Annotated in this window: 19 protein-coding genes and 2 tRNA genes; 6 read left to right on the forward strand and 15 right to left on the reverse strand. The window is 46.6% G+C overall.

The genetic code is table 11. The annotated features are described in order from the left end of the window. Positions 1–26 precede the first annotated feature (26 nt). The 4 genes from P7M01_RS09160 to carA form a co-directional block, all read right to left on the reverse strand. Positions 27–563 (reverse strand): PepSY domain-containing protein, encoded by a 537-nt coding sequence (locus P7M01_RS09160; protein ID WP_317483118.1) that lies wholly within the window; start codon positions 561–563, stop codon positions 27–29. Between the two features lie 282 nt (positions 564–845). Further along, complete coding sequence (gene carB / locus P7M01_RS09165; RefSeq protein ID WP_317483119.1) at positions 846–4,052, reverse strand: carbamoyl-phosphate synthase large subunit; 3,207 nt, start codon at positions 4,050–4,052, stop codon at positions 846–848. Positions 4,053–4,522: 470 nt separating this feature from the next. Continuing rightward, positions 4,523–5,434 carry a helix-hairpin-helix domain-containing protein gene (locus tag P7M01_RS09170; RefSeq protein ID WP_317483120.1) on the reverse strand — a complete coding sequence of 304 codons (912 nt, stop codon included), beginning with the start codon at positions 5,432–5,434 and terminating at the stop codon, positions 4,523–4,525. A 150-nt stretch (positions 5,435–5,584) separates the two neighbouring features. Next, positions 5,585–6,712, reverse strand: coding sequence for a glutamine-hydrolyzing carbamoyl-phosphate synthase small subunit (gene carA, locus P7M01_RS09175; protein WP_317483121.1), 1,128 nt, complete (start codon positions 6,710–6,712; stop codon positions 5,585–5,587). Positions 6,713–7,070: 358 nt separating this feature from the next. On the opposite strand from carA, the gene P7M01_RS09180 reads away from it, so the two are divergent. Continuing rightward, entirely contained in the window at positions 7,071–7,826 is a 756-nt protein-coding gene (locus P7M01_RS09180) for an MlaA family lipoprotein (protein ID WP_317475704.1), read from the forward strand. 11 nt (positions 7,827–7,837) lie between these two features. Next, complete coding sequence (locus P7M01_RS09185) at positions 7,838–8,332, forward strand: YfbU family protein (protein WP_202936228.1); 495 nt, start codon at positions 7,838–7,840, stop codon at positions 8,330–8,332. Between the two features lie 145 nt (positions 8,333–8,477). Here the strand turns inward: P7M01_RS09185 and P7M01_RS09190 are convergent. The 5 genes from P7M01_RS09190 to mutY form a co-directional block, all read right to left on the reverse strand. Then, a tRNA-Asn gene (locus P7M01_RS09190) sits at positions 8,478–8,553 on the reverse strand. 5 nt (positions 8,554–8,558) lie between these two features. Beyond that, a tRNA-Phe gene (locus P7M01_RS09195) sits at positions 8,559–8,634 on the reverse strand. Between the two features lie 356 nt (positions 8,635–8,990). Next, positions 8,991–10,067, reverse strand: coding sequence for a membrane-bound lytic murein transglycosylase MltC (gene mltC / locus P7M01_RS09200; protein WP_317478639.1), 1,077 nt, complete (start codon positions 10,065–10,067; stop codon positions 8,991–8,993). A 9-nt stretch (positions 10,068–10,076) separates the two neighbouring features. Beyond that, complete coding sequence (locus P7M01_RS09205) at positions 10,077–10,349, reverse strand: oxidative damage protection protein (RefSeq protein WP_202936230.1); 273 nt, start codon at positions 10,347–10,349, stop codon at positions 10,077–10,079. Then, positions 10,342–11,463 carry an A/G-specific adenine glycosylase gene (mutY, locus tag P7M01_RS09210; protein WP_317483122.1) on the reverse strand — a complete coding sequence of 374 codons (1,122 nt, stop codon included), beginning with the start codon at positions 11,461–11,463 and terminating at the stop codon, positions 10,342–10,344. Before mutY ends, P7M01_RS09205 begins: the two co-directional genes overlap by 8 nt. A gap of 142 nt (positions 11,464–11,605) precedes the next feature. Here mutY and trmB point away from each other — a divergent pair, with 142 nt between their 5' ends. Then, positions 11,606–12,364 carry a tRNA (guanosine(46)-N7)-methyltransferase TrmB gene (gene trmB / locus P7M01_RS09215; RefSeq protein ID WP_317483123.1) on the forward strand — a complete coding sequence of 253 codons (759 nt, stop codon included), beginning with the start codon at positions 11,606–11,608 and terminating at the stop codon, positions 12,362–12,364. 23 nt (positions 12,365–12,387) lie between these two features. Further along, complete coding sequence (locus P7M01_RS09220) at positions 12,388–12,732, forward strand: YggL family protein (protein WP_317475708.1); 345 nt, start codon at positions 12,388–12,390, stop codon at positions 12,730–12,732. Positions 12,733–12,789: 57 nt separating this feature from the next. Here the strand turns inward: P7M01_RS09220 and P7M01_RS09225 are convergent, their stop codons facing one another. The 4 genes from P7M01_RS09225 to P7M01_RS09240 form a co-directional block, all read right to left on the reverse strand. Then, positions 12,790–14,031, reverse strand: a complete 1,242-nt coding sequence (locus tag P7M01_RS09225) for an O-antigen ligase family protein (protein WP_317483124.1) — start codon at positions 14,029–14,031, stop codon at positions 12,790–12,792. Between the two features lie 70 nt (positions 14,032–14,101). After that, positions 14,102–15,181, reverse strand: a complete 1,080-nt coding sequence (gene fbaA, locus P7M01_RS09230) for a class II fructose-bisphosphate aldolase (protein WP_202936235.1) — start codon at positions 15,179–15,181, stop codon at positions 14,102–14,104. Between the two features lie 72 nt (positions 15,182–15,253). Beyond that, a complete protein-coding gene (gene pgk / locus P7M01_RS09235) occupies positions 15,254–16,429 on the reverse strand; it encodes a phosphoglycerate kinase (protein ID WP_202936236.1) in 1,176 nt (391 codons plus the stop codon). Between the two features lie 129 nt (positions 16,430–16,558). Beyond that, positions 16,559–17,374, reverse strand: coding sequence for a ribonuclease T2 family protein (locus tag P7M01_RS09240; protein ID WP_317483125.1), 816 nt, complete (start codon positions 17,372–17,374; stop codon positions 16,559–16,561). A 68-nt stretch (positions 17,375–17,442) separates the two neighbouring features. Here P7M01_RS09240 and P7M01_RS09245 point away from each other — a divergent pair, with 68 nt between their 5' ends. Further along, complete coding sequence (locus P7M01_RS09245) at positions 17,443–17,703, forward strand: YfhL family 4Fe-4S dicluster ferredoxin (RefSeq protein WP_317475711.1); 261 nt, start codon at positions 17,443–17,445, stop codon at positions 17,701–17,703. Between the two features lie 197 nt (positions 17,704–17,900). Continuing rightward, positions 17,901–18,485 carry a D-sedoheptulose 7-phosphate isomerase gene (lpcA, locus tag P7M01_RS09250; RefSeq protein ID WP_202936239.1) on the forward strand — a complete coding sequence of 195 codons (585 nt, stop codon included), beginning with the start codon at positions 17,901–17,903 and terminating at the stop codon, positions 18,483–18,485. A 139-nt stretch (positions 18,486–18,624) separates the two neighbouring features. On the opposite strand, the gene acrB is transcribed toward lpcA, so the two are convergent. Together acrB and acrA are read right to left on the reverse strand one after the other, a co-directional pair. After that, on the reverse strand, positions 18,625–21,714 hold the full coding sequence (acrB, locus tag P7M01_RS09255; protein ID WP_317483126.1) for a multidrug efflux RND transporter permease subunit AcrB: 3,090 nt from the start codon (positions 21,712–21,714) through the stop codon (positions 18,625–18,627). Positions 21,715–21,730: 16 nt separating this feature from the next. Beyond that, positions 21,731–22,927 carry a multidrug efflux RND transporter periplasmic adaptor subunit AcrA gene (gene acrA, locus P7M01_RS09260; RefSeq protein WP_317479842.1) on the reverse strand — a complete coding sequence of 399 codons (1,197 nt, stop codon included), beginning with the start codon at positions 22,925–22,927 and terminating at the stop codon, positions 21,731–21,733. Positions 22,928–22,945 lie beyond the last annotated feature (18 nt).

The following is a 22,945-nucleotide window of genomic DNA, read 5'->3' on the forward strand; positions in this document are numbered from 1 at the left end:
TATCGTGCGGTTGTTTCCCGTTTAACTTAATAATCCACGCCCGAGCTAATCACTTCGCCGCTGGCGGCATTTACCACAGTTTTGTATTCTTTACCGTCCTTAATACTTTCAACCTCATAGCGCGACGCGCCTTTTTTCGCTTCCAAATCGGCTGCTTTCACTTTACCGCCGGTTTTTTGCGCGGCGATGTCGATGGCTTGTTCAAGCGATACTTTCGCCTCTGCGGACGCCTTATCCTTTTTATGGGATTGGGTTTCTACATTGTCCGCCAACACTTCGCCCGTTTTGGCATCCACAACGACTTCGTGTTTTTCCGCATTGCCTTGATTATCCCGCAACACGTCCACTTTGTAATAGCTTGAGCCGTTTTTGAATTTAAAATCCACTTCCGTCGCTTTACCCGCTACTTTGCCTGTTGCCGTCTGAACCGCCTGTCCCGCGCTGATTGCAGCTTGTTCAAATGCCGCTTGTTTTTCAGGATGGCTGCTTGCGTATGCGCCCGCTCCGCCTAATAAAACGGCTGAAGCCAGTAATACCGATAATACTTTTTTACTTTTTGACATAAAGTCTCCTTATCATTCGCAAAATTTAAATCAAACATTTATTTGAAATATCGTCAGACCGTTGCCTTTCGATGTGCGTATCTTAAAAAAGAAAAATTAGAAGAAAATTAGATGGAAAATTTATTTCTAAAAAACTATCAAAAAAATGACCGCACTTTTGACGGTGCGGTTTAGAAATTATTTATAAAAGTACTCGGCAATCTACAGGCTTTCACCTTCGATAAACCATTGTATAGCGCGAAAATTAACGAAGAATTCTCTTCGTTAATTTTTATGCTTTGTTTAATTTAATTGCGCATGTAAATTTTGAACGGAATAGACCTCGCAACCGTCAATACTTTTCACACCCTCCGCCAAAGCTTCCGCCGCCGCCATGGTGGTTTGCAGGAACACGCGTTGCTGCAAGGCGCTGCGGCGAATGGAGTGGCTGTCGGAAATACTTTCCGGCAGGCTACCTGAGGTATTAATCACCATGGTGATTTCACCGTTTTTAATGGCATCCACAATATTCGGACGACCTTCGCGCACTTTATTGACAATCTGAGTCATAATGCCGTTTTCACGCAGGAATTTTGCCGTGCCCATAGTCGCACACAAACCGTAACCCTGTTCCTGCAATGCGCGGACCACCGGCAATAACCGGGCTTTATCCGCATTATCCACCGACAAGAACACTTTGCCGGTTTTCGGAATACGCTCGTTTGCACCCAGCTGAGCTTTTAAGAACGCTTCGGAGAAAGTCGTTCCTACGCCCATGACTTCACCGGTTGAACGCATTTCAGGGCCTAAAATGGTATCCACGCCTGGGAATTTGATGAACGGGAACACCGCTTCTTTCACGCTGTAATATTGCGGAATAATTTCACTGTCAATACCTTGTTCTTTCAGGCTGATTCCCGCCATTACCCGCGCGGCGATTTTCGCCAGCGGACGACCGGTGGCTTTGCTCACAAACGGGACGGTGCGGCTGGCGCGCGGATTGACTTCCAATACGAAAATCACGCCGTTTTGCACGGCAAATTGTACGTTCATTAAGCCTACGACGTTTAACGCTCTCGCCATTGCCGCAGTTTGACGGCGGATTTCATCCTGCACATCTTGCGGTAAGGAATACGGCGGTAACGAACAAGCGGAATCACCGGAATGAATACCCGCCTGCTCGATATGCTGCATAATTCCGCCCATGACAACATCCGAGCCGTCGCAAATACAATCTACGTCCACTTCGATAGCATTGTTCAGGAAGTGATCAAGCAGAATCGGGCTATCGTTGGAAACGGACACCGCTTCGCGCATATATTTATTGAGCTCTTCCACATTATACACGATTTGCATAGCGCGACCGCCCAATACGTAAGACGGGCGCACCACTAACGGATAACCCACTTCATCCGCCAATTTCACCGCCTCGGCGGCATTACGTGCGGTGCGGTTATTCGGTTGTTTCAATCCCAAATCTTTTAAGATTTTTTGGAAACGTTCGCGGTCTTCCGCGGCATCAATGCTGTCTGCGGAAGTACCGATAATATTCACGCCGTTGTCATGCAACGCATTCGCCAATTTCAGCGGAGTCTGGCCGCCGTAATGAACAATTACGCCCCAAGGCTGCTCGGTATGCACAATTTCCAGTACGTCTTCCAAGGTTAACGGTTCGAAATACAAGCGGTCGGACGTATCGAAATCGGTAGAAACGGTTTCCGGGTTACAGTTCACCATAATGGTTTCAAAACCGGATTCGCGCAACGCCAATGCCGCATGTACGCAGCAATAGTCAAATTCGATACCTTGACCGATCCGGTTCGGGCCGCCGCCTAAAATCATGACTTTTTTGCGATTCGTCGGATTGGCTTCGCATTCTTCTTCATAGGTGGAATACAAATAAGCGGTGTCGGATTTAAACTCGCCGGCACAGGTATCGACGCGTTTATATACCGGATGTAAATTCAGTTCGCGGCGTTTGGTGCGTACTTGATCTTCACTGACTTTAGTCAGTTGCGCGATACGTTTATCAGAAAAACCTTTACGTTTTAAACGGCGTAATTCCGCATAATCCAATTCGGCAAAACTGCGTTTTTCAAGCGCCAATTCTTCCCGCACCAAATCCTGAATTTGAATTAAAAACCAAGGATCGATTTTGGAATAATGATGCACTTCTTCCAAACTGAAACCTGCGCCAAACGCGTCCGCCACATATAAAATACGGTTCGGGCCCGGATTTCCCAATTCGGTACGGATTTTTTCAGGTTCTTCCGATAACAAATTAAAGCCGCAAATACCGGTTTCCAAACCTCGCAACGCTTTTTGCAAACTTTCTTGGAAAGTGCGGCCCATCGCCATGACTTCGCCCACGGATTTCATTTGGGTGGTTAAACGATCGTCCGCCTGCGGGAATTTTTCAAAGGCGAAACGCGGCACTTTGGTAACCACATAGTCGATAGACGGCTCAAACGAAGACGGAATTAGGCCGCCGGTGATGTCGTTACGCAATTCGTTCAAGGTGTAACCTACCGCTAATTTCGCCGCCACTTTGGCAATCGGGAAGCCCGTCGCTTTGGAAGCTAATGCGGAAGAACGGCTGACGCGCGGGTTCATTTCGATCACGATCATCTCGCCGTTTGCCGGATTCACCGCAAATTGTACGTTGGAACCGCCGGTATCTACGCCGATTTCACGCAATACCGCCAATGAGGCGTTACGCATAATCTGATATTCTTTATCGGTTAAGGTTTGCGCCGGTGCGACGGTAATGGAATCGCCGGTGTGTACGCCCATCGGGTCAAAGTTTTCGATAGAACACACGATAATGCAGTTATCCGCTTTGTCGCGCACCACTTCCATTTCGTATTCTTTCCAGCCTAAAACGGACTGCTCGATTAATAATTCGTGAGTCGGCGAAGCATCAAAGCCGCGTTCGCAAATGGCCTGGAATTCGTCGCGGTTATAAGCGATACCGCCGCCGGAACCGCCCATGGTGAAGGAAGGCCGAATTAAAGTCGGGAATCCCACTTCTTCCTGCGCTTTCCAGGCTTCGTCGAAGCTGTGACAAACGAAGGATTTCGGCGTATTCAAGCCGATTTTAGCCATTGCATCTTTGAAGCGACCGCGATCTTCCGCTTTATCGATAGCGTCTTCCGTCGCCCCGATCAATTCCACGCCGTATTTTTTCAGCACGCCGTTTTTCGATAAATCCAACGCGCAGTTCAATGCGGTCTGCCCGCCCATGGTCGGCAAAATTGCATCCGGACGTTCTTTTTCGATAATCTTTTCCACGGTTTGCCACTGAATCGGCTCAATGTAAGTGACATCCGCCATATTCGGATCGGTCATAATGGTGGCCGGATTGGAGTTCACCAGCACCACTTTATAGCCTTCCTCCCGCAAAGCTTTGCACGCCTGCGCGCCCGAATAGTCAAACTCGCACGCCTGACCGATGACAATCGGACCGGCGCCGATAATTAGAATTGTGTTTATGTCTGTACGTTTTGGCATAGTATTTTCTCTTTAAAAAAACTTTTAAAAAATCGACCGCACTTTTGGTTAATTTCGAATTTAGATTTTCCTAATATCCATAAATCCCGGCAAAATCTTCCTGAGCCTGCTCTCTGCCGGCGCATCTCCTGACGCGTGCCGAATTTTTATTACAGCACGCGTCAGGATACGCGCGCTATCAATGGAATATTATTTTCTCTTTAAAAAAACTTTCAAAAAATCGACCGCACTTTGGGTTAATTATCGAATTTAGATTTCCCTAATATCCGTAAAGCCCGGCAAAATCTTCCTGAGCCTGCTCTCTGCCGGCGCGCGTCTCCTGACGCGTGCCGAATTTTTATTACAGCACGCGTCAGGAGACGCGCGCTATCAATGGGTTTATGTCTGTACGTTTTGGCATAGTATTTTCTCTTTAAAAAAACTTTTAAAAAATCGACCGCACTTTTGGTTAATTTCGAATTTAGATTTTCCTAATATCCATAAATCCCGGCAAAATGATCTTCGTTCGGATCGCTTATCCAATGATATTCTGTTTGCTCGGCGATTAATTGCGCCTGCTCGACGCCGTAATAATCGCTGATAAAGCCTAAAGCCATATCCATTCCCGCCGAAACGCCCGACGAAGTATAAAATTTCCCGTCTTTCACCCAGCGCGCCACCGGCTGCCATTGCACGTTCGGGTTAACGGATCGCACCCATTCGAAAGCGCGTTTATTGGACGTCGCCCGTAAACCGTTCAACTCGTCGGTAGCGGCCAATAACGCCGAACCGGTACACACCGTTAAACAAAGTGCGGTCTGTTTTACCCGAGTTTTCAGCATCGAGATAAACTCGGCGTCATTTACCAGCGTTCGGGTGCCTTGTCCGCCGGGAATCAGTAAAACACTGTTTTCGCCCAAATCCGGTAACGGTTTTGTTTCCGTATAAAACCCTTGCCGGCTGCGAATTAAACCGCCTTGCTGCGAAACATAATGCAATGTTACATCAGGCAGACGGTGCAGAAACTCCACCGGCCCCATTAAATCCAGGGTTTCATAATCATTGAACAGAAGACAATAAATCCGTCCGGTTAAATGATGCTTATCCGTTACAGATACCCTTTGCAAATAAGCTTTGCGTTGTTCGCTGTATTTCCACCAAGGTTTTGCTTCATTTCCTTGCATAAAATCGGTTAAAGATAAGAAAACATCAATCATACAGGGATCATGTTGCGTGCCGGTTAATTCGCAAAGCTCGTAATACATGGCATAAGCATCACGTCCGATCAAATCCTGCGGTTTATTAATTCCGAGTTTCAGCAAATCATCGGCAACCGCTTCGCCTACATTCGGCAAATCTGTCAGATACTGCAATTGGTCTCGTTTTACTTTAGCCGGATTCATATCTTACCGTTTTTGCTTTCAAAAACCTTTAAAAAATTAACCGCACTTTGCCGGTGCGCGTCTGCTGATGCGTGCCGAATTGTTTATTACAGCACGCGTCGGGAGACGCGCGCTATCAATAAGAAAAACACTTAAAAAATCGACCGCACTTTATCCTTTCGCTTTTCGCATTTCATCAATAAATTTATCGAATAAATACGCTACGTCATGCGGGCCCGGGCTGGCTTCCGGGTGTCCTTGGAAGCTGAACGCCGGTTGGTCGGTCAATTCGATGCCTTGCACCGAGTTATCGAATAACGAACGATGCGTGACGCGTACGTTTGCCGGCAGGCTGTGTTCGTCCACTTCGAACCCGTGATTTTGGCTGGTGATCATCACTTTTTGCGTATCCAAATCCTGTACCGGGTGATTGGCGCCGTGGTGACCGAACGCCATTTTTTTGGTTTTGCCGCCGCTTGCCAAGCCTAATAATTGGTGGCCTAAGCAGATGCCGAATAACGGTTTTTTACTGGCAAGAATTTTTTGAATGGCTTCAATGGCGTAATCGCAAGGCTCCGGATCGCCGGGTCCGTTAGATAAGAAAACACCGTCCGGATTGAGTGCGAGCACCTCTTTCGCCGATGTCGTCGCCGGCACTACGGTCAAGTGACAGCCGCGTTGGGCAAGCATGCGGAAAATATTGCGCTTCACCCCGAAATCATAGGCCACGACGTTGAATTCCGCCTTTGGCGCTTTCATATAACCCTCGCCCAATTTCCACTCGCCTTCATCCCAACTGTACGGTTTGTCGCAAGTCACTTCTTTCGCCAGATCCTTGCCTGCCATGGAACCGAAACTTTTGGCTAATTGAAGAGCTTTCGCCTCATCGATTTCGCCCGCCATAATGCAGCCCGCCTGCGCGCCGTTATCGCGTAAATGGCGGGTTAAACGACGGGTATCGATATCCGCAATAGCCACCACATTATTTTCTTTTAAATAGTCCGAAAGGCTTTGATTGGCGCGGAAGTTACTGTGAATCATCGGTAAATCGCGAATAATTAAACCGGCTGCGTAAACGCCTTTACTTTCGAGATCTTCCGGATTGGTGCCGGTGTTGCCGATGTGAGGATAAGTGAGTGTGACAATTTGTTTAAAATAAGAGGTGTCGGTGAGGATTTCCTGATAGCCGGTCATTGAAGTATTAAAAACCACTTCGCCGATCGTGTGCCCCGTAGCGCCGATAGAGGTGCCGTGAAAAACGCTGCCATCTGCTAACACAAGAATTGCAGGTTCAGACATAAAATATCTCCTATAAATTGTTGTTCGGTCGAACACTTGCGAATGTTCATTAACCAAAAATCCCGAAAAAAACCACCGCACTTTTCATGCATTTTGCATGTAATATTGCACGGACATCATAAATTTGCAGGATTCGCTGATAAATTTTAGCGCTCGCGGGCTAAATTTTGCCTATTCTAAAGGACATCGGCGCCTGATTCAAGCAAATTCGCAAACGGTTAACTGATTAATTATGCTTTATTTTTGCATAAAAATTCAATTTATAAAATACTATGATGAAAAAAGTGCGGCGAATTATTTGCCAATTCCGGAATAACTCATTTACAATGCAAAAATTGTTTCAGCACAGGATAACCGTATGAAAAAAATCTCTCTTTTTTTGACCGCACTTTTCAGTGCCGTTGCCCTTGCCGGTTGCAGCAACACGTTAGATCCGGTGACGGGCGAGCGAAGCGACCCGCTACAAGGATTTAACCGCACCATGTGGGATTTCAACTACAAAGTGCTTGATCCGTATTTATTGAAACCTGCCGCCAAAGGCTGGAACGCGCTGCCGGATCCGCTCACTACCGGATTATCCAACGCTGCCAATAACCTTGACGAACCCGTGAGTTTCTTAAACCGTTTATGGGAAGGCGAAGGGCAAAAAGCCATGGTGCATTTAAATCGTTTTATCATCAACTCCACTTTCGGATTGGGTGGCCTAATCGACTGGGCAAGTTACAGCGATCCGCTTAAAATCGAACATCAGCGCAACTTCGGCGACACTCTGGGCAGTTACGGTGTGAACCCTGGCACTTATATTGTATTACCGGTATATAACGCGACTACGCCGCGCGAATTAACCGGTGCGTTAGTGGACAACGCTTATACTTATCCGTTCTGGCATTGGGTTGGCGGCGCTTGGTCGTTGGTAAAATATGGCGTTCAGGAAGTGGATACCCGCGCGAAAGCGATGAATACAAATGCAGAAGCCTTGTTAGAACAATCTGCGGATCCGTACATTACATTCCGTGAGGCTTATTACCAAAACTTAGAATACCGCGCCACAGACGGCAATGTGAAAGCAAAAGAAACCGGGCTTTCCGAAGAAGACTTGAACAGCATCGATTAGGAGTAATCATTATGGAAATGACCACTACGCAACGTTTGATTTTAGCCAATCAATACAAGCTTATGGGATTGCTTGACCCCGCTAATGCGAAGACCTACGCCCGTTCGGAAGCCATTGTACGCGGCGGTTTCAGTTTGGAATTGCAAGCGCTGGATAACGAATTCAGCAATCTTTCCGCGGAAGAATGTCAAACCGTGCTTGACACCCTTGAAATGTATAAAGCGTTGCAGGTGTCTTACAACAATTTAAGCAATAAAACCGAGGTGACGGAACATCGTTTAAAATTTGCCGGTTACTGTGCGGTGCGTGAGAAAAAATACTTGAATTATTTACGCTTTATCACCGGCACGGAAGGCAAATATCAGGAATTCATGCATTGCGAACACGGTTGCGATTCACAAACACCGATGTGGGATAAATACATCAAGATGCTAGATGTCTGGCACGGTTGCCCGCACGGTTATCACTTAAGTATTCAGGAAATTCAGAAGATCCTGAATGCTTAAATTTCAAATATTAAGTGGATAAACGATTAAGGAACCGAATTCTACGGAATTCGGTTTTTTATTATGCCAATGCGTCATGTCGCCGTATGTAATGAATAAGAAAGCAAAAACCCGTCAGTCTTTCGACTAACGGGCTTTTTTAATATGGCTCCTCCTGCGGGACTCGAACCTGCGACATATGGATTAACAGTCCACCGTTCTACCGACTGAACTAAGGAGGAAAAGATGGTGCCTCGAGGCGGAATCGAACCACCGACACGGGGATTTTCAATCCCCTGCTCTACCGACTGAGCTATCGAGGCGTTTAACGCTCACTGCGTCAACACGGGGCGTATTAAACCGTATTTCAGACCTGAGGTCAACACTTATTTCTTAAAATAATATAAAAAAAATGCCGTTTGATTGTTTAACAGGCAAAAAGAATAAAAACCGGTCAGGATTTGGTTAAAATTTATCGCTGTGTCGAAAACAAAGGGTTCTGTCCGCCTTTATGTAAAAAACGATCGTTTTTTATGCGTAATCGCCGGTGCGACTAGTTATGCCTTCGCCACCGTTGGCAAAGCCAACGTTCAAAAAACGTTGCTTTTTTTGACCGCACTTTTGTAATAAAAAATCCTTACGGCGATATACCGTAAGGATTTTTGCGATACTCTCAGACTTATCTCGCGCGACGGTAACTGCGCTGCGCTTTATCCACTTTCACCAGATAGTTTCTGGCCTGTGCCGACGGATGGCTGGTGGTTAAAATGCGATAAATCTGTTCAGGCTGCATTTTATTGATGAGATAAATAGCTTCATCCGGATCATCGCTGAATACCCGTAACACGGCGCCCGCGCCGCTGTTATAAGCCGAAATCATGGCGTAACGCATAGAAGTCGGATTCTGAATGCCGGCCAGATATTCGTTTCTCAGCAACCACAAATAAGATGTGCCCGCATCTACGTTTTGAGCCGGATCAAATAAATAACTCTTACTCGGTTGACCGCTGCGACCTTTCATCTTGAACACGTCACGTCCGGCGGAATGCGGTACCACCTGCATCAAACCGATCGCATTGGCGTAACTGATTGCGTACGGGTTGAAACTGGATTCCGTTTGCATAATCCCCAGAATCAGGCTTTCGTCAATGTCGTATTGGCGCGCCGCTTTGCGAACGAACGGCAGGTATTTTCTCGCACGGATATTTACGTGATTCGCAATCATTTGAATGGAAACGAATTGTACGGTGCGTCCGTTGCTTAAACGACGTTGTTGTAATTTATTCTGAATCAGATAAGTGGCGAAGTTATTCGCGACATTCACATCCGTAATAGCCTGTCCGTAGTTATTCACCACCTGTCCTACCAGGAACGGGCGGGAACTGATCGGCGTATCGCCCGAGGCGAATAAATCAATGCCTCTGGCATCGGAACCCATCAATAACGTATGAACGATAGCGCTGTGCAGGCGATTAACATCCGCCAAAGTTTCAATCGTGATTACCCCTTCGTCGAAGCTGATGTGACTACGAGTATAATAACTGTCGTTATATTTTACGTAATCTTTACGACTTGCCACCAACAGTTCGTTCACACCCCAAATCTGGTCGATATTCTGTGAGAACTGCCCGGTCAGCAAATCCAGTCCGTGGGTATCTTTGGCAAACACATCGTCGTAATTCGCACGATCCGACGAACAGGCGTATAAAAACGGAACAATCGCTAAAATCAGTAATTTTTTTAACGTAATCTTCATATTTTCAAATTATTTTTCCGGTGGAACATAGCCTTCGATATGCACGTCTTTGCCTTCAAACAAAAAATTCACCATTTCCCGTTCAAGCATCTGACGATGTTCGGCATTCATCATATTCAGTTTTTTCTCGTTTACCAACATGGTTTGTTTTTTCAACCAATCGCTCCAGGCTTGTTTACTGATATGCTCAAAAATACGCTTGCCCAATTCGCCCGGATATAACTGAAAATCCAGACCTTCTGCTTCTTTCTTTAAATATTCGCAGAATACGGTTCTAGCCATGACTATGTCCTTTTTTAAATTGAAGTAATAAATTTTTGACGGGGGTTGCTAACCCGATTAGATCAGGATTTCGCAAATCATACCAATATTTGACCGCACTTGATACCGAAGATTGATATTCCCGCGGATTTTCTTCGATTTTTTTCCAATCACTGCGATCTTCGTCACGTTTTTTCGGTGTAAGTTCAGCATAAATAGGATAAATATCCAAATGAAAATGACTGAAAGTATGGCGAAATCCCGCCCACTCCTGATATGTCGTCACGCCCTGTCGGCGCAGATAAGCCAACAACGCGGATTTGCTGTCGAACTGAGGAAAACAATAAAGCCCGCCCCACAGTCCCGCCTTCGGACGCTGTTCCAAAGCGATCTTGCCGTCCCGTTCCAATAAGAGAAAATATCCCTTTCGTTGCGGTAAATTTTTCTTCGGTTTTTTCGCCGGATAATCTTTCCACGCCTCCGTTAAATGCGCGCCGCATTTTTCGCGCAACGGGCAAAGATCGCATTTCGGCTTGGAACGCGTGCACACTAAAGCGCCGATATCCATCATCGCCTGATTAAAATCCGCGCTTCGATCACAAGGCGTTACCTCGGCACTTAACGCCCATAGCCGGTTTTCCACTTTTTTATCGCTCGCCCGGCCTTCAACCAAAAAATAACGGGACAACACCCGCTTCACATTGCCGTCTAAAATCGGATAAGGCTGACCGAGTACGGAAGACAAAATCGCACCGGCGGTGCTACGCCCGATGCCCGCCAGCGCCAGCACCCGTTCAAATTCCGTCGGAAATTCGCCCTGAAATTCGTCCCGAATCTGTTGCGCCGCTTTATGCAAATTCCGGGCGCGGGCGTAATAGCCCAATCCCGTCCACAAATGCAGAACTTCATCCAGCGAAGCGTCCGCAAGTGCGGTCACATTCGGAAAAGTTTTGATAAACCGTTCAAAATAAGGGATCACCGTCGCCACCTGCGTTTGCTGTAACATCACTTCCGACAGCCACACGCCGTACAGCGTTTTCTTTTGCTGCCACGGCAAATGTTTGCGTCCGAATTGATCAAACCAGGCGAGCACGGCGGAAGCAAAAGGCGAAGATGAAGACGAGCGGGCTTGCATAAAAATCCTAGAATAATAAAAAGATTGAAAATTCTAACACAGCTATTCAAACGAATAAAACGTGAAAAAATTTGACCGCACTTTTAAAACCACGGCAAAAACCGTATAATCCTCCGCCAATTTAATGATCACGAAAACACTTATGACAGAACCCAAAATCACTCTTGCCGATAAAAAACGAAAAACCGTTGAAACCGCCGAATTTACCGAAGACGGACGTTATAAACGCAAAGTGCGCAGTTTCGTCCTGCGCACCGGGCGTTTAAGCGAATTTCAACGTCAAATGATGAATGATAACTGGGCGGATTACGGCCTGGATTATCAACCCGAACCCTTTGATTTTCCTGCTATTTACGGCAATCGGCAACCGGTGATTGTGGAAATAGGTTTCGGTATGGGCAAATCCTTAGTGGAAATGGCGGAACAAAATCCCGATAAAAATTATCTCGGCATTGAGGTGCATACGCCGGGCGTGGGCGCCTGTCTGGCGTACGCGATAGAAAAAGGGGTGAAAAACCTGCGCGTCATTTGCCACGATGCCACGGAAATCCTGCGCGATTGCATCACCGATCATTCTCTTGGCGGACTGCAATTGTTTTTTCCCGATCCCTGGCATAAAACAAAACATCATAAACGTCGCATCGTACAGCCGTATTTTGTAGAAACCGTGGCGAAAAAACTGGCGCCCGGCGGTTTCATTCATTTCGCCACCGACTGGGAAAATTATGCCGAACATATGCTGGACGTGTTACAATCCCTACAAAGTGCGGTCGGAATTCGTAACGTTTCTGCAACCGGCAATTTCATCCCTCGTCCCGATTTTCGTCCGTTAACCAAATTCGAACGGCGCGGACAGCAACTCGGACACGGCGTTTGGGATTTATATTTCGTCAAAAATTAACCGCCACACAATAGGAGAATATTATGGCTATCAAACGTAATGCGCGACAACGTAAAAAAATGCACTTGGCTGAATTCCAGGAACTGGGTTTCTTAGTGAACTGGCAATTTGCGGAAGGCACCGCGATTGAAACCGTTGACGAAGTGGTGGATCGCTTTATCCGCGAAGTTATCCAACCGAACGGTCTGGCTTATGAAGGTAGCGGCTACTTACACTGGGAAGGCTTGGTTTGCCTGGAAAAATTAGGGAAATGCAACGAATCTCACCGCAAATTAATCAAAGACTGGTTGGAAGCGAACGGCGTTCAACAGATCGAAATCAGCGAATTATTCGATATTTGGTGGGATTATCCGGTGAAAAACGCCTAATTCCGCAGAGATCCACGACAAAAAACAGCACGCAAGGTGCTGTTTTTTTTACGGTTTTTATGATTTCGATTCTGGCCGTTCCAACATCGAATGTAGTACAAAAACCAGAAAGAAATAGAACATTTGCGTGGCGTGCAACGAGAAAAACGCTTCGCTCATGCCGTAAAACAACACCGCTACCACATGCACAACGCCTAACGCACCGATCGTTTGCTGAGCAAAATCCGTTGATTTCGCCCCCCGCCAGAATCCACGTAAAGGCACAAAAAATATTGCCAGCAGCGATAACAAACCGAAAATCCCGTTTTTTGCTAAATTTTCCAGATAAAGATTATGCGCATGGCCGTAAATACTGGCGGATTTCGCCATTTTGCCTTCCGCCGCATATTTTTCGAAATGGGTTTTGAATCCGGCTTCACCCGCGCCGGCCAGCGGATGTTCCTGCGCCATCATTAATGCGCCTTTCCACATTTCAAAACGCGCACCGATAGAGGTGTTCGGGTTATTTTTCTCGAAATAATTCACAATATCGCTATGCGCCTGATAAATGCGCTGACTCACCTGAGTTTGCGGAATCATAAATAATGCAACGGCTCCGGCTACCACCAAGGTGCACAAACCGGCAATAAATTTTCCGGAAAGCTGCCGACGGAAAATATAAAACAGCGCAATCAGTACCGGCGGCAAACTAATCCAACCGCCGCGCGCCGTAGACAGCACGCTGGCGCCCAAACCGGCGAGGATGCCCAGCACGCAAAGTGCGGTCAAAATTTTTTGTTTTTTCTTCAGCGCATAAAAGAACAAAGGAAAAGACAACCAACCCAGCGACAACGCCATGTCGCCGGCCTGAATATGAATCATACTGCCGAAAGGCAAGCGCAAACCGAGATACAAGCGATCATAGGCGGCAACGGCAAACCCGATTACGGCGCTGCCCGGAATGGCAAAAAATAAAGCGTTAAGGCGAATTTTAAATCTCCGCAGCAGGAAATACGCCGGTAAAAACGCCAATAACTGGCTCACCACATCCACATGACGCCAACGATCATCATGGAAGCCAAAGGTTATTAAACGAACGATAATATAAAACAATAAGGCGTAGCAAAACCATTTATCCTCTTTCGTTAAGGAAAAGGTTTGCTTGTTTTTCAAAACAATCAGACTATACGCCAATCCTAACAACGCTAAAGCAATAAACGCAGCATTATGCACGGGTTTAAGGATAAAAACGGTCAAAATATACACTGCCGTGAGCACATTCACCCAAACCGGCAATTTTTCAAATCGAAACAGTTGCATAACGGATCCCGTAAGACAAATAAAAAACCGCACAATAAAGTGCGGTCTTATTTTAACTGATTTTTAACGATTATAATACGTCAACACAATTTAAATCGTGGAAAGATTTTTCTAAGCGTTTAGACATGGATTCTTCCATTTTACGTAACCAAACGCGTGGGTCGTAATATTTTTTGTTTGGTGCGTCAGGACCTTCAGGATTACCTAATTGACCTTGCAAATACGCTTCGTTCGCTTTGTAGAATTGAAGAATACCGTCCCATGCCGCCCATTGAGTATCCGTATCAATGTTCATTTTGATTGCGCCGTAACTGATAGCTTCGCGGATTTCTTCAGTGGAAGAACCGGAACCGCCGTGGAATACGAAGTTAATCGGTTTCGCCGGAAGATTACGTTCTTTCGCCACGAATTCCTGCGAAGCGCCTAAGATGGACGGTTTCAACTTCACGTTACCCGGTTTGTAAACGCCGTGCACGTTACCGAATGCCGCCGCCACGGTGAAACGCGAGCTGACCGGATTTAATTGATCGTAAACATATAATACGTCCGAAGGTTGGGTATAAAGTTTGGACTCATCAACGCCGGAGTTATCCACACCGTCTTCTTCACCGCCGGTAATACCGATTTCGATTTCAAGAGTCATGCCCATTTTGTCCATACGTTCTAAGTATTTACGACAAGTCGCCATGTTTTCTTCCATCGGTTCTTCCGAAAGATCCAGCATATGAGAAGAGAATAACGGTTTACCGGTTTCGGCAAAATGTTTTTCACCGGCATCTAACAAACCGTCAACCCACGGAAGTAATTTTTTTGCGCAATGGTCAGTGTGAAGAATCACCGGCACACCGTATTCTGCGGCTAAAGTATGCACGTGTTTTGCACCGGCAATCGCACCTAACACATCCGGACGAACGCCGCTTGCCGGTTTCACGCCTTTACCTGCGTAGAATGAAGCGCCACCGTTAGAGAACTGAATAATAACCGGCGCTTTTACGCGAGCTGCCGTTTCCAATACCGCATTTACCGAATCCGAACCTACGCAGTTTACGGCAGGGATAGCGAAACCGTGTTCTTTTGCGTATGCAAATACTTTTGAAACGTCATCACCGGTCAATACGCCGGGTTTTACGATGTCTAGTAATTTAGCCATTTTGCTTGTCCTTTAATGTAAAATAAAATTTGTTTGTTCCCCTCTTTTGTAAAGAGGGGAAGTTAAGAATAATTAACCGTTCGCACGTTTTTCTAAAATTTCAACCGCCGGTAATACTTTACCTTCTACAAATTCCAAGAATGCTCCGCCGCCGGTTGAAATGTAAGAAATTTTATCCTTAATACCGAATAAGTCGATCGCAGCCAATGTGTCGCCGCCGCCCGCGATTGAAAACGCTCCGTTTGCGGTGGCTTCCGCAATAGCGTTTGAAATCACCTCGGTACCTTTACGGAAGTTAGGAAATTCAAATACGCCCACCGGACCGTTCCAAAGAATGGTTTTAGCGGATTTAATGATTTTCGCTAATTCTTCTGCGGATTTATCGCCGATATCGAAGATTGATTCGTCCGCCTGCACTTCGGTGACCGGTTTTTGAGTGGCCGGTGCGGTTTCGGAGAATTCGGTACCCACACGAACATCTACCGGAACCGGAATATTGGTTGCCGCCGCCAAACGTTTCGCTTCAGGGATTAAATCTTCTTCATATAAAGATTTACCTACATTGTGACCTTGCGCCGCAATAAAGGTATTTGCAATCCCGCCGCCCACGATTAATTGGTCGGCAATTTTTGCAAGCGAATCCAACACGGTTAATTTAGTGGAAACTTTTGAACCGCCCACAATCGCCAACATCGGACGTTGCGGTTCTTTTAACGCTTTACCCAATGCGTCCAACTCAGCCGCCAATAACGGGCCGGCACAGGCAACGGGCGCATATTCGGCCACACCGTAAGTTGAAGCTTGCGCACGGTGTGCCGTACCGAACGCGTCCATCACGAACACATCACAAAGTGCGGCATATTTTTTGCCCAATTCCGGATCATTTTTCTTTTCGCCTTTATTGACGCGCACATTTTCAAGCACCACAATTTCGCCCGTTTGCACGTCTACGCCGTCCAGATAGTTTTGCACCAAACGAACAGGCACGCCAAGCCCCGCATTATTCAAGTAATCAACCACCGGTTGTAATGAATCTTCAGGTTTAAATTCGCCTTCCGTCGGACGCCCCAAGTGAGAGGTTACCATCACTTTCGCGCCTTTTTCCAAAGCCAGTTTAAGCGTTGGGATAGTCGCGCGGATACGCGCATCGGATGTCACTTTACCGTCTTTTACCGGCACGTTTAAATCGGCGCGAATAAAAACACGTTTTCCTGCTAAATCAAGGTCGGTCATTTTGATTACTGACATAATTTATCCTCTTTTGGTTAAATAATAAAAATTTCACATTTAGGCATTATACCCAGTTATGGCTAGGTTGTAACTGTTTCAGATCAAATAATTGAGATTTATTTGCAAGTAAGCTTAACCGTTTCACCTTTAACGAGACGGGCAATTTATCGGCGTCCAGCTCAGATCGTAACAAATAAAAAGTTCATGGCGACTGGCTTGCATAAACGTGTTTTTCAGCGACGGATTATGCCGTTTCATCCAACGGAATAACGCTTTGCGTTCCATATCCTGTGTCGGCAGGATTAATTCCCGGAATAATTGCTGTTGCTTCTGAAAATAGGCATCCGCCGATTGAAATGCGCAGGCGCCGTGTTTTTCCCATTCGCCCTGTAATAAAGTGGCGCTCGGACTGTCCGCCAAATACTTTTCAATCACGGCAACATCCAGCGGCGGTAAATCACCGCGGCAAAAACGCGGATGATCCGCCGTACCGCGCACCGAACGGCTTTGCGGCCATAAGCCGTGAATCACCCAGCCGTATTGGCGTTGCGTACCGCATTGTTGTTGCACCGAAGGCGGCAAATCGGCGCCGAATTTTTTTATTTGCGAATCACAAAAAGCCGGCGACCAGGACAACGCCAGCATGTAATAATCCACAGAGGCCTTGGCATTTTGCCCGATGGCGTCGTCACGCATAATGTAATCGTAATCGGCCAAAGCGCCCGATGCTTTATTCGTATTCGCCGCGTCGTGGTCGGCCTTGCCATTGAAAAAAACATCGTGATTTTTGCCCGCACTTTGGTCGATTTCGCCCCGAATCGAATTCTCTTCATTTCGTTTTTGCTGTTGCTGCGGCTTTTCCGTTATCTTGTCGTTGGAAATCCATCGCTGCGAGAAATAAAAATACGCCGCCAACAGCGCCAGCGCGCCGAGACGAATCCATTTCAAATGTTTCCGATTCATTTTTTACCTTTAAATTTAGCCCTGATTTCTTTATAATCGCCGCACTTTTTTGTTAACCGAAGACTATCATGGCATTACTCATTACAGACAAATGCACGAACTGCGATATGTGCCTGCCGGAATGCCCGAACGACGCCATTTCTGTCGGTGACGAAATCTATGTGATCGATCCCGCCCTTTGCACGGAATGCGTGGGTCATTATGACACGCCGACCTGTCAAAAAGTTTGCCCCATCACAAAATGTATTATAGCGGATCCGCGGCATGTGGAAAGCAACGACGAACTTTGGGAAAAATTTGTGTCGATTCATCATGCGGACAAACTCTAATTAGCCGTCGTCACGCCGAAAGTGCGGTCAAAAATCACGATGTTTTTTTAATAACGATGCCGCTGTGAGTATGTGTTTACTCTTGATTTCGCCACCGCCGGCAAATTTTTTACGGACACACGTCTTGCATGCCGGAGAATTTTGCTATACTGCTCCCGGAACGCTCAATCCGGCGTCTTAATTCAAAGGAGAACTTCATGTATTTACAACAAATCAAAGCGGAATTACTGGAAGCGCAGGACGTGCTGCAAAAATTCATTGCGGACGAAAACAATATCAAATTGATTCAGCAAGCCGCATTGCTGATTTCCGACAGTTTCAAACAAGGCGGCAAAGTGCTGTCCTGCGGCAACGGCGGCTCTCATTGCGACGCCATGCACTTCGCGGAAGAATTGACCGGCCGTTATCGTGAAAATCGTCCCGGTTATCCCGCCATCGCCATTTCCGATGTGAGCCATTTAAGCTGCGTCAGCAACGATTTCGGCTACGATTACGTCTTCTCCCGTTATGTGGAAGCCGTGGGTAAAGCGGGCGACGTCTTATTCGGATTATCCACTTCAGGCAATTCCAAAAACGTGTTAAACGCCATTAAAGCGGCGAAAGAAAAAGGAATGAAAGTGATCGCCATGACGGGTAAAGACGGCGGAAAAATGGCGGGGCTGGCCGATGTGGAAATCCGCGTGCCGCATTTCCGTTATGCGGATCGCATTCAGGAAATTCACATTAAAGTCATTCACATTCTGATGATGCTGATTGAATTCGAAATGGCGAAAGCGGCTTAATCGACAGAAAAACGGTTTAAAGTGCGGTCAAAAACGGCCGCATTTTTTATTTCCGAAACACCGACAAAAAACGAATAAAAAAATAACCGCACTTTGGCGTTCAAAGTGCGGTTAAAATTTAATGAGTTTTTTCGCTCAATCAGTGGCTTTCACCTTTGCTGATTCGTGGTGCGTTTTCATCGAATTCCGGCAACGGTTCGTGATTGGAACCCAAATAGGTGTAAATCACCGGCAATACGAATAAGGTAAACAAGGTACCGATAGCAAGGCCCGCCACCACGACAACGCCCATACTGAAACGCATCACTGCACCGGCTCCCGACGCGTAAAGCAACGGTACAAGACCCGCAATCATCGCCGCCGTCGTCATTAAGATTGGACGTAAACGTAATTGCGCAGCGGTCATAATCGCTTCCATTTTGGTTTTACCGTGATTCAGCTGCTCTTCTTTCGCCACTTCGCACATCAAAATACCGTGTTTGGTGATCAATCCCACTAGGGTGATCAAACCGACTTCGGAGTAAATATTAAGCGTTACGCCCGTTACGCCGAAGAAGCCGAGCAAGTTCAGAACTAATAACGCGCCCGAAATGGCCAGCGGCACGGAAACCAGGATCACCAACGGATCGCGAATGGATTCGAACTGAATCGCCAATACCAGGAAGATGATCAATACCGCCAGAATGAAAGTGGTGGTTAAGGCATTACCTTCCTGAACCAACTGACGCGCCTCTCCTTTCCAGTCGTAGGAATAACCTTGTGGTAAATCCTTCGCCGCATCCTGCAACCATGCGATAGCGTCACCCGTTGTGGTAGTCGGAGACGGCACTAGCTGGATTTCGGCCGAGTTCAACTGGCTGAAACGCGGTAATGAATACGGTTGCGGTTCAAGAGACACGGTAAGCAAACTGCTGAGCGGCACACTTTCGCCGTTGCTTGCGCTGATATAATAATTTTTCAGGCTTTCCGGCGATAAACGGTTTTCACGTTTTACCTGAGAAATCACTTTGTAAGCGCGACCGTCGATATCCACACGGGTAATCGTCGCCTCGGACAAATAGTAACCTAAAGTGTTGGCGATTTGTTGCATGGTAATGCCGTAAGTCCCCGCTTTCTCTTTGTCGACTTTAATACGCATTTGCGCGACATCGTATTTCAAGGTTAAATTTGAATACACGAATTTGCCGGATTTACGGATTTTATCTAAAAACGACTCCGCAACCTGCGCCAATTCTTTGGTATTATTCGGCGAACTTAACACAAATACCACCGGCGGTCCTTGTTCCCCGGTTTCAATTTCCGGGAAGGAGAAAGCCGAAATGGATACTTCGGGAATTGTTGCCGCTTTCGCCGTTAATTCCGCCATTACTTCCGCTTGAGTACGGCTGCGCTCCGACCAATCCTTCAAGGTGGTAATCACCAGCGCCTGATTGGTATTCGGCGCACCGGCAATCACCTGTGAATATTGTTTCTCCGGAGTATTGTTCAGAATTTCTTCATAAGGTTTGGTAGCCTGCTGCACATAGTCCACATTCACATTAGACGGTGCCGTGACCATTCCCAAAAAGCCGCCCTTATCTTCCGCCGGCGTTAACTCGCTGGATAAAGATGTAAACAATATCGGCAACGTGGTAAAAATAATCACCGCGAACAGTAAAATTGCCTTACGGGTTTGCATCACCAAGCCTAATACATAGGTATAAGCGTTGGTCATTTTTGTTAAAGTGCGGTTAACTTTTTCTTCAAATTTCGAACTTTCGTGTTTCAACATTTTGCTCGACATCATCGGAGAAAGCGTTAAAGCAATAATCCCGGAAATGAATACCGCGCCCGCCAGCGTCAAGGCAAACTCTTTAAACAGGGTTCCGGTAATCCCGCCCATTAACGCCATCGGCGAATAGACCGCGACTAACGCGATGGTCATGGAAATAACGGGCACCGCAATTTCACGGGTACCGATAATCGCCGCCCGGAACGGGGTTTCGCCTTCTTTAATATGACGATCCACGTTTTCGAGCACCACGATAGCGTCATCCACCACCAACCCGATGGCAAGAATCATGGCGAGCAATGTCATCAGGTTCAGCGAGAAATCCAATGCCTGCAGTAAAAATACCACCCCGACTAAGGAGATCGGAATCGTAATAATCGGAATGACAATAGCGCGCAATGACCCGATAAACATCATGATCACCACCAATACGATTACCACCGCTTCAATAATGGTGTGGATTACGTCATTGATTGAACTGTTAATCGCTATTGTGCGGTCATACAGAATATCCGCTTCGATACTGTTCGGCAGATTCTTTTTAATGATATCGAATAACGGACGAACCTTATCGGCAATATCCAGCGGATTCGCATTTGAAGTCGGTTCAATCCCCAATACGACCGCATCGGAACCGTTGGCGGCCGCTCGGGTATCGTCGCTTTCTTTATTTAATTCCACATCGGCGACATCACGTAAACGTACCAGCTTTTCACCGTCGGAATAAACAATCAAGTTACCCAAATCTTCTACCGTATTTGTAGTGGTTTCCACCTTGTTACGGTAAACATTAAAATACCCTTTATCGTTACCCGCCGCAGTTTGTACATTATTATTGGCCAACGCCGTCGCAATCTGCGAAGCCGACAAATTTTGCGCCGCCAGTTTCTGCGGATCCAACCAAATACGCATTGCATATTCGGCAGCCCCGTACACATTAACTTTCGCCACACCTTCAACCGTGAACAATTGTGGCTTCACCACGCGTTCAATATAGTCGGTTACCTGGCTCGGATGTAATTTATCGGAACGGAAACTGATATACATAATCCCCGAACCGCCGGTTGAAGAAGTTAGCGTCGGGTCTTCAATACCGCTCGGTAATTCCGAACGCACGGACTGAACTTTAGATAACACGTCCGCCAAGGCTGAAGCCGGGTCGGTATTCAGTTTCATTTTTACCGTAATGGTGGAAGAACTCGGCGCACTAGTGGAAGACAGGTAGTCGATATTATCCGCCTGCGCAATCGCTTCCTCCAACTTAGACGTTACGAATGCCTGAATTAATCCTGCATCCGCCCCCGCATAGGTCGTACTCACGGTAATTACCGTCGTCGTCATTTTCGGGTATTCACGCACCGCCAATTTCGAAATCGCCTGCAAACCGAGAATAACAATCAGCAAACTAATCGAAATCGCCATCACGGGGCGTTTAATAAAAATATCTGTAAATTTCATTCAAACAATCCTGAAATTAAAGGTTGGTTTTGTTTGCAGGTTGAACGGTGCCCACGCCTTCTTTATCGGCTACCGTCACCAGACTACCGTTACTTAAACGTTGCTGACCACCGGTTACGATAATATCGCCGGCTTTCACTTCATTACCTTTTAACTGCGCATAAATACCCTGACGGTCTTTGGTGAATACGGTAATTTGTTGGGCGCGATACATTTTGTTGAGATCTTCGTTATCTTTCAGTTTTTCTTTATCTTCATCGGACAAAGACTGTAATACATAAGCCATCTCGCCGTACATATTGTAAGTAATCGCCACTTGCGGAACCACGATTTGTTCTCTTTCCGTCGGTAGCGCCAAACGCAAACGGGTAAACATACCGGATAACAGTTTCTTGCCGTCTTCCGCTTCAAATGTCGCCTGCACATCGATCAAACCGGTGGATTTATTGATTGCCGGTTCAATTGCCGTTACTTTCGCCGCAAAAGTTTCACCCTGACGGGCGTCGGAAGTGGCCGTCACTTTCTGACCGATTTGCAGATTTTCCAAATCATTTTGGGATACGGAGAAATCCACTTTCATGGAACTTACATCTTCAACCCGAACGATTTCCGTTCCCACCGAAATATATTGTCCCTCATTCACTTGTACGATACCCGTTACACCGTCAAACGGCGCCAGGATTTTGCGGCGCTCTATGGTCGCTTTTAAAGAATTGATATTCGCCACTAATTGATCGTAACTTGCTTTCGCATTATCGAGTTCAGTCTGAGATACACTTTGAGACTTAATCAAATTGGCATAACGTTGATAAGTTAAACGTGCGGCGGGCAATTGCGCTTCGGAGGCTTTCAAGGTCGCAATTTCTACATCGCTGTCTAATTCCACCAACACATCGCCTTTTTTCACCGTCTGACCGGAAGTAACAAAAATTTTCTTAATGGTACCCGCCGATTGCGCGCTCAACATCGCACCCTGATTCGGACGCACCAAACCGGTGGTATTAATTACCGGCGTCCATTCGCGCGGTGCAACCGTCATTGCCGTCACTGGATTGGCTTTTTCGGGCATATTAGCAATGGCTCTGCCGATCATGATTTCTTTAAATTTATTCAAACCGATGACTAGTGCAAACACTAACACCGCAACGGCTAAACCTACTTTCAAAAAGAAAGCGTGCGAACGCTTCGGCTTATTCGTTTGAAGTTCAGACATAAAAACTCCGTAAAGTTA

It is taken from the genome of Exercitatus varius, from assembly GCF_029577735.1.
GTDB lineage: Bacteria > Pseudomonadota > Gammaproteobacteria > Enterobacterales > Pasteurellaceae > Exercitatus > Exercitatus varius.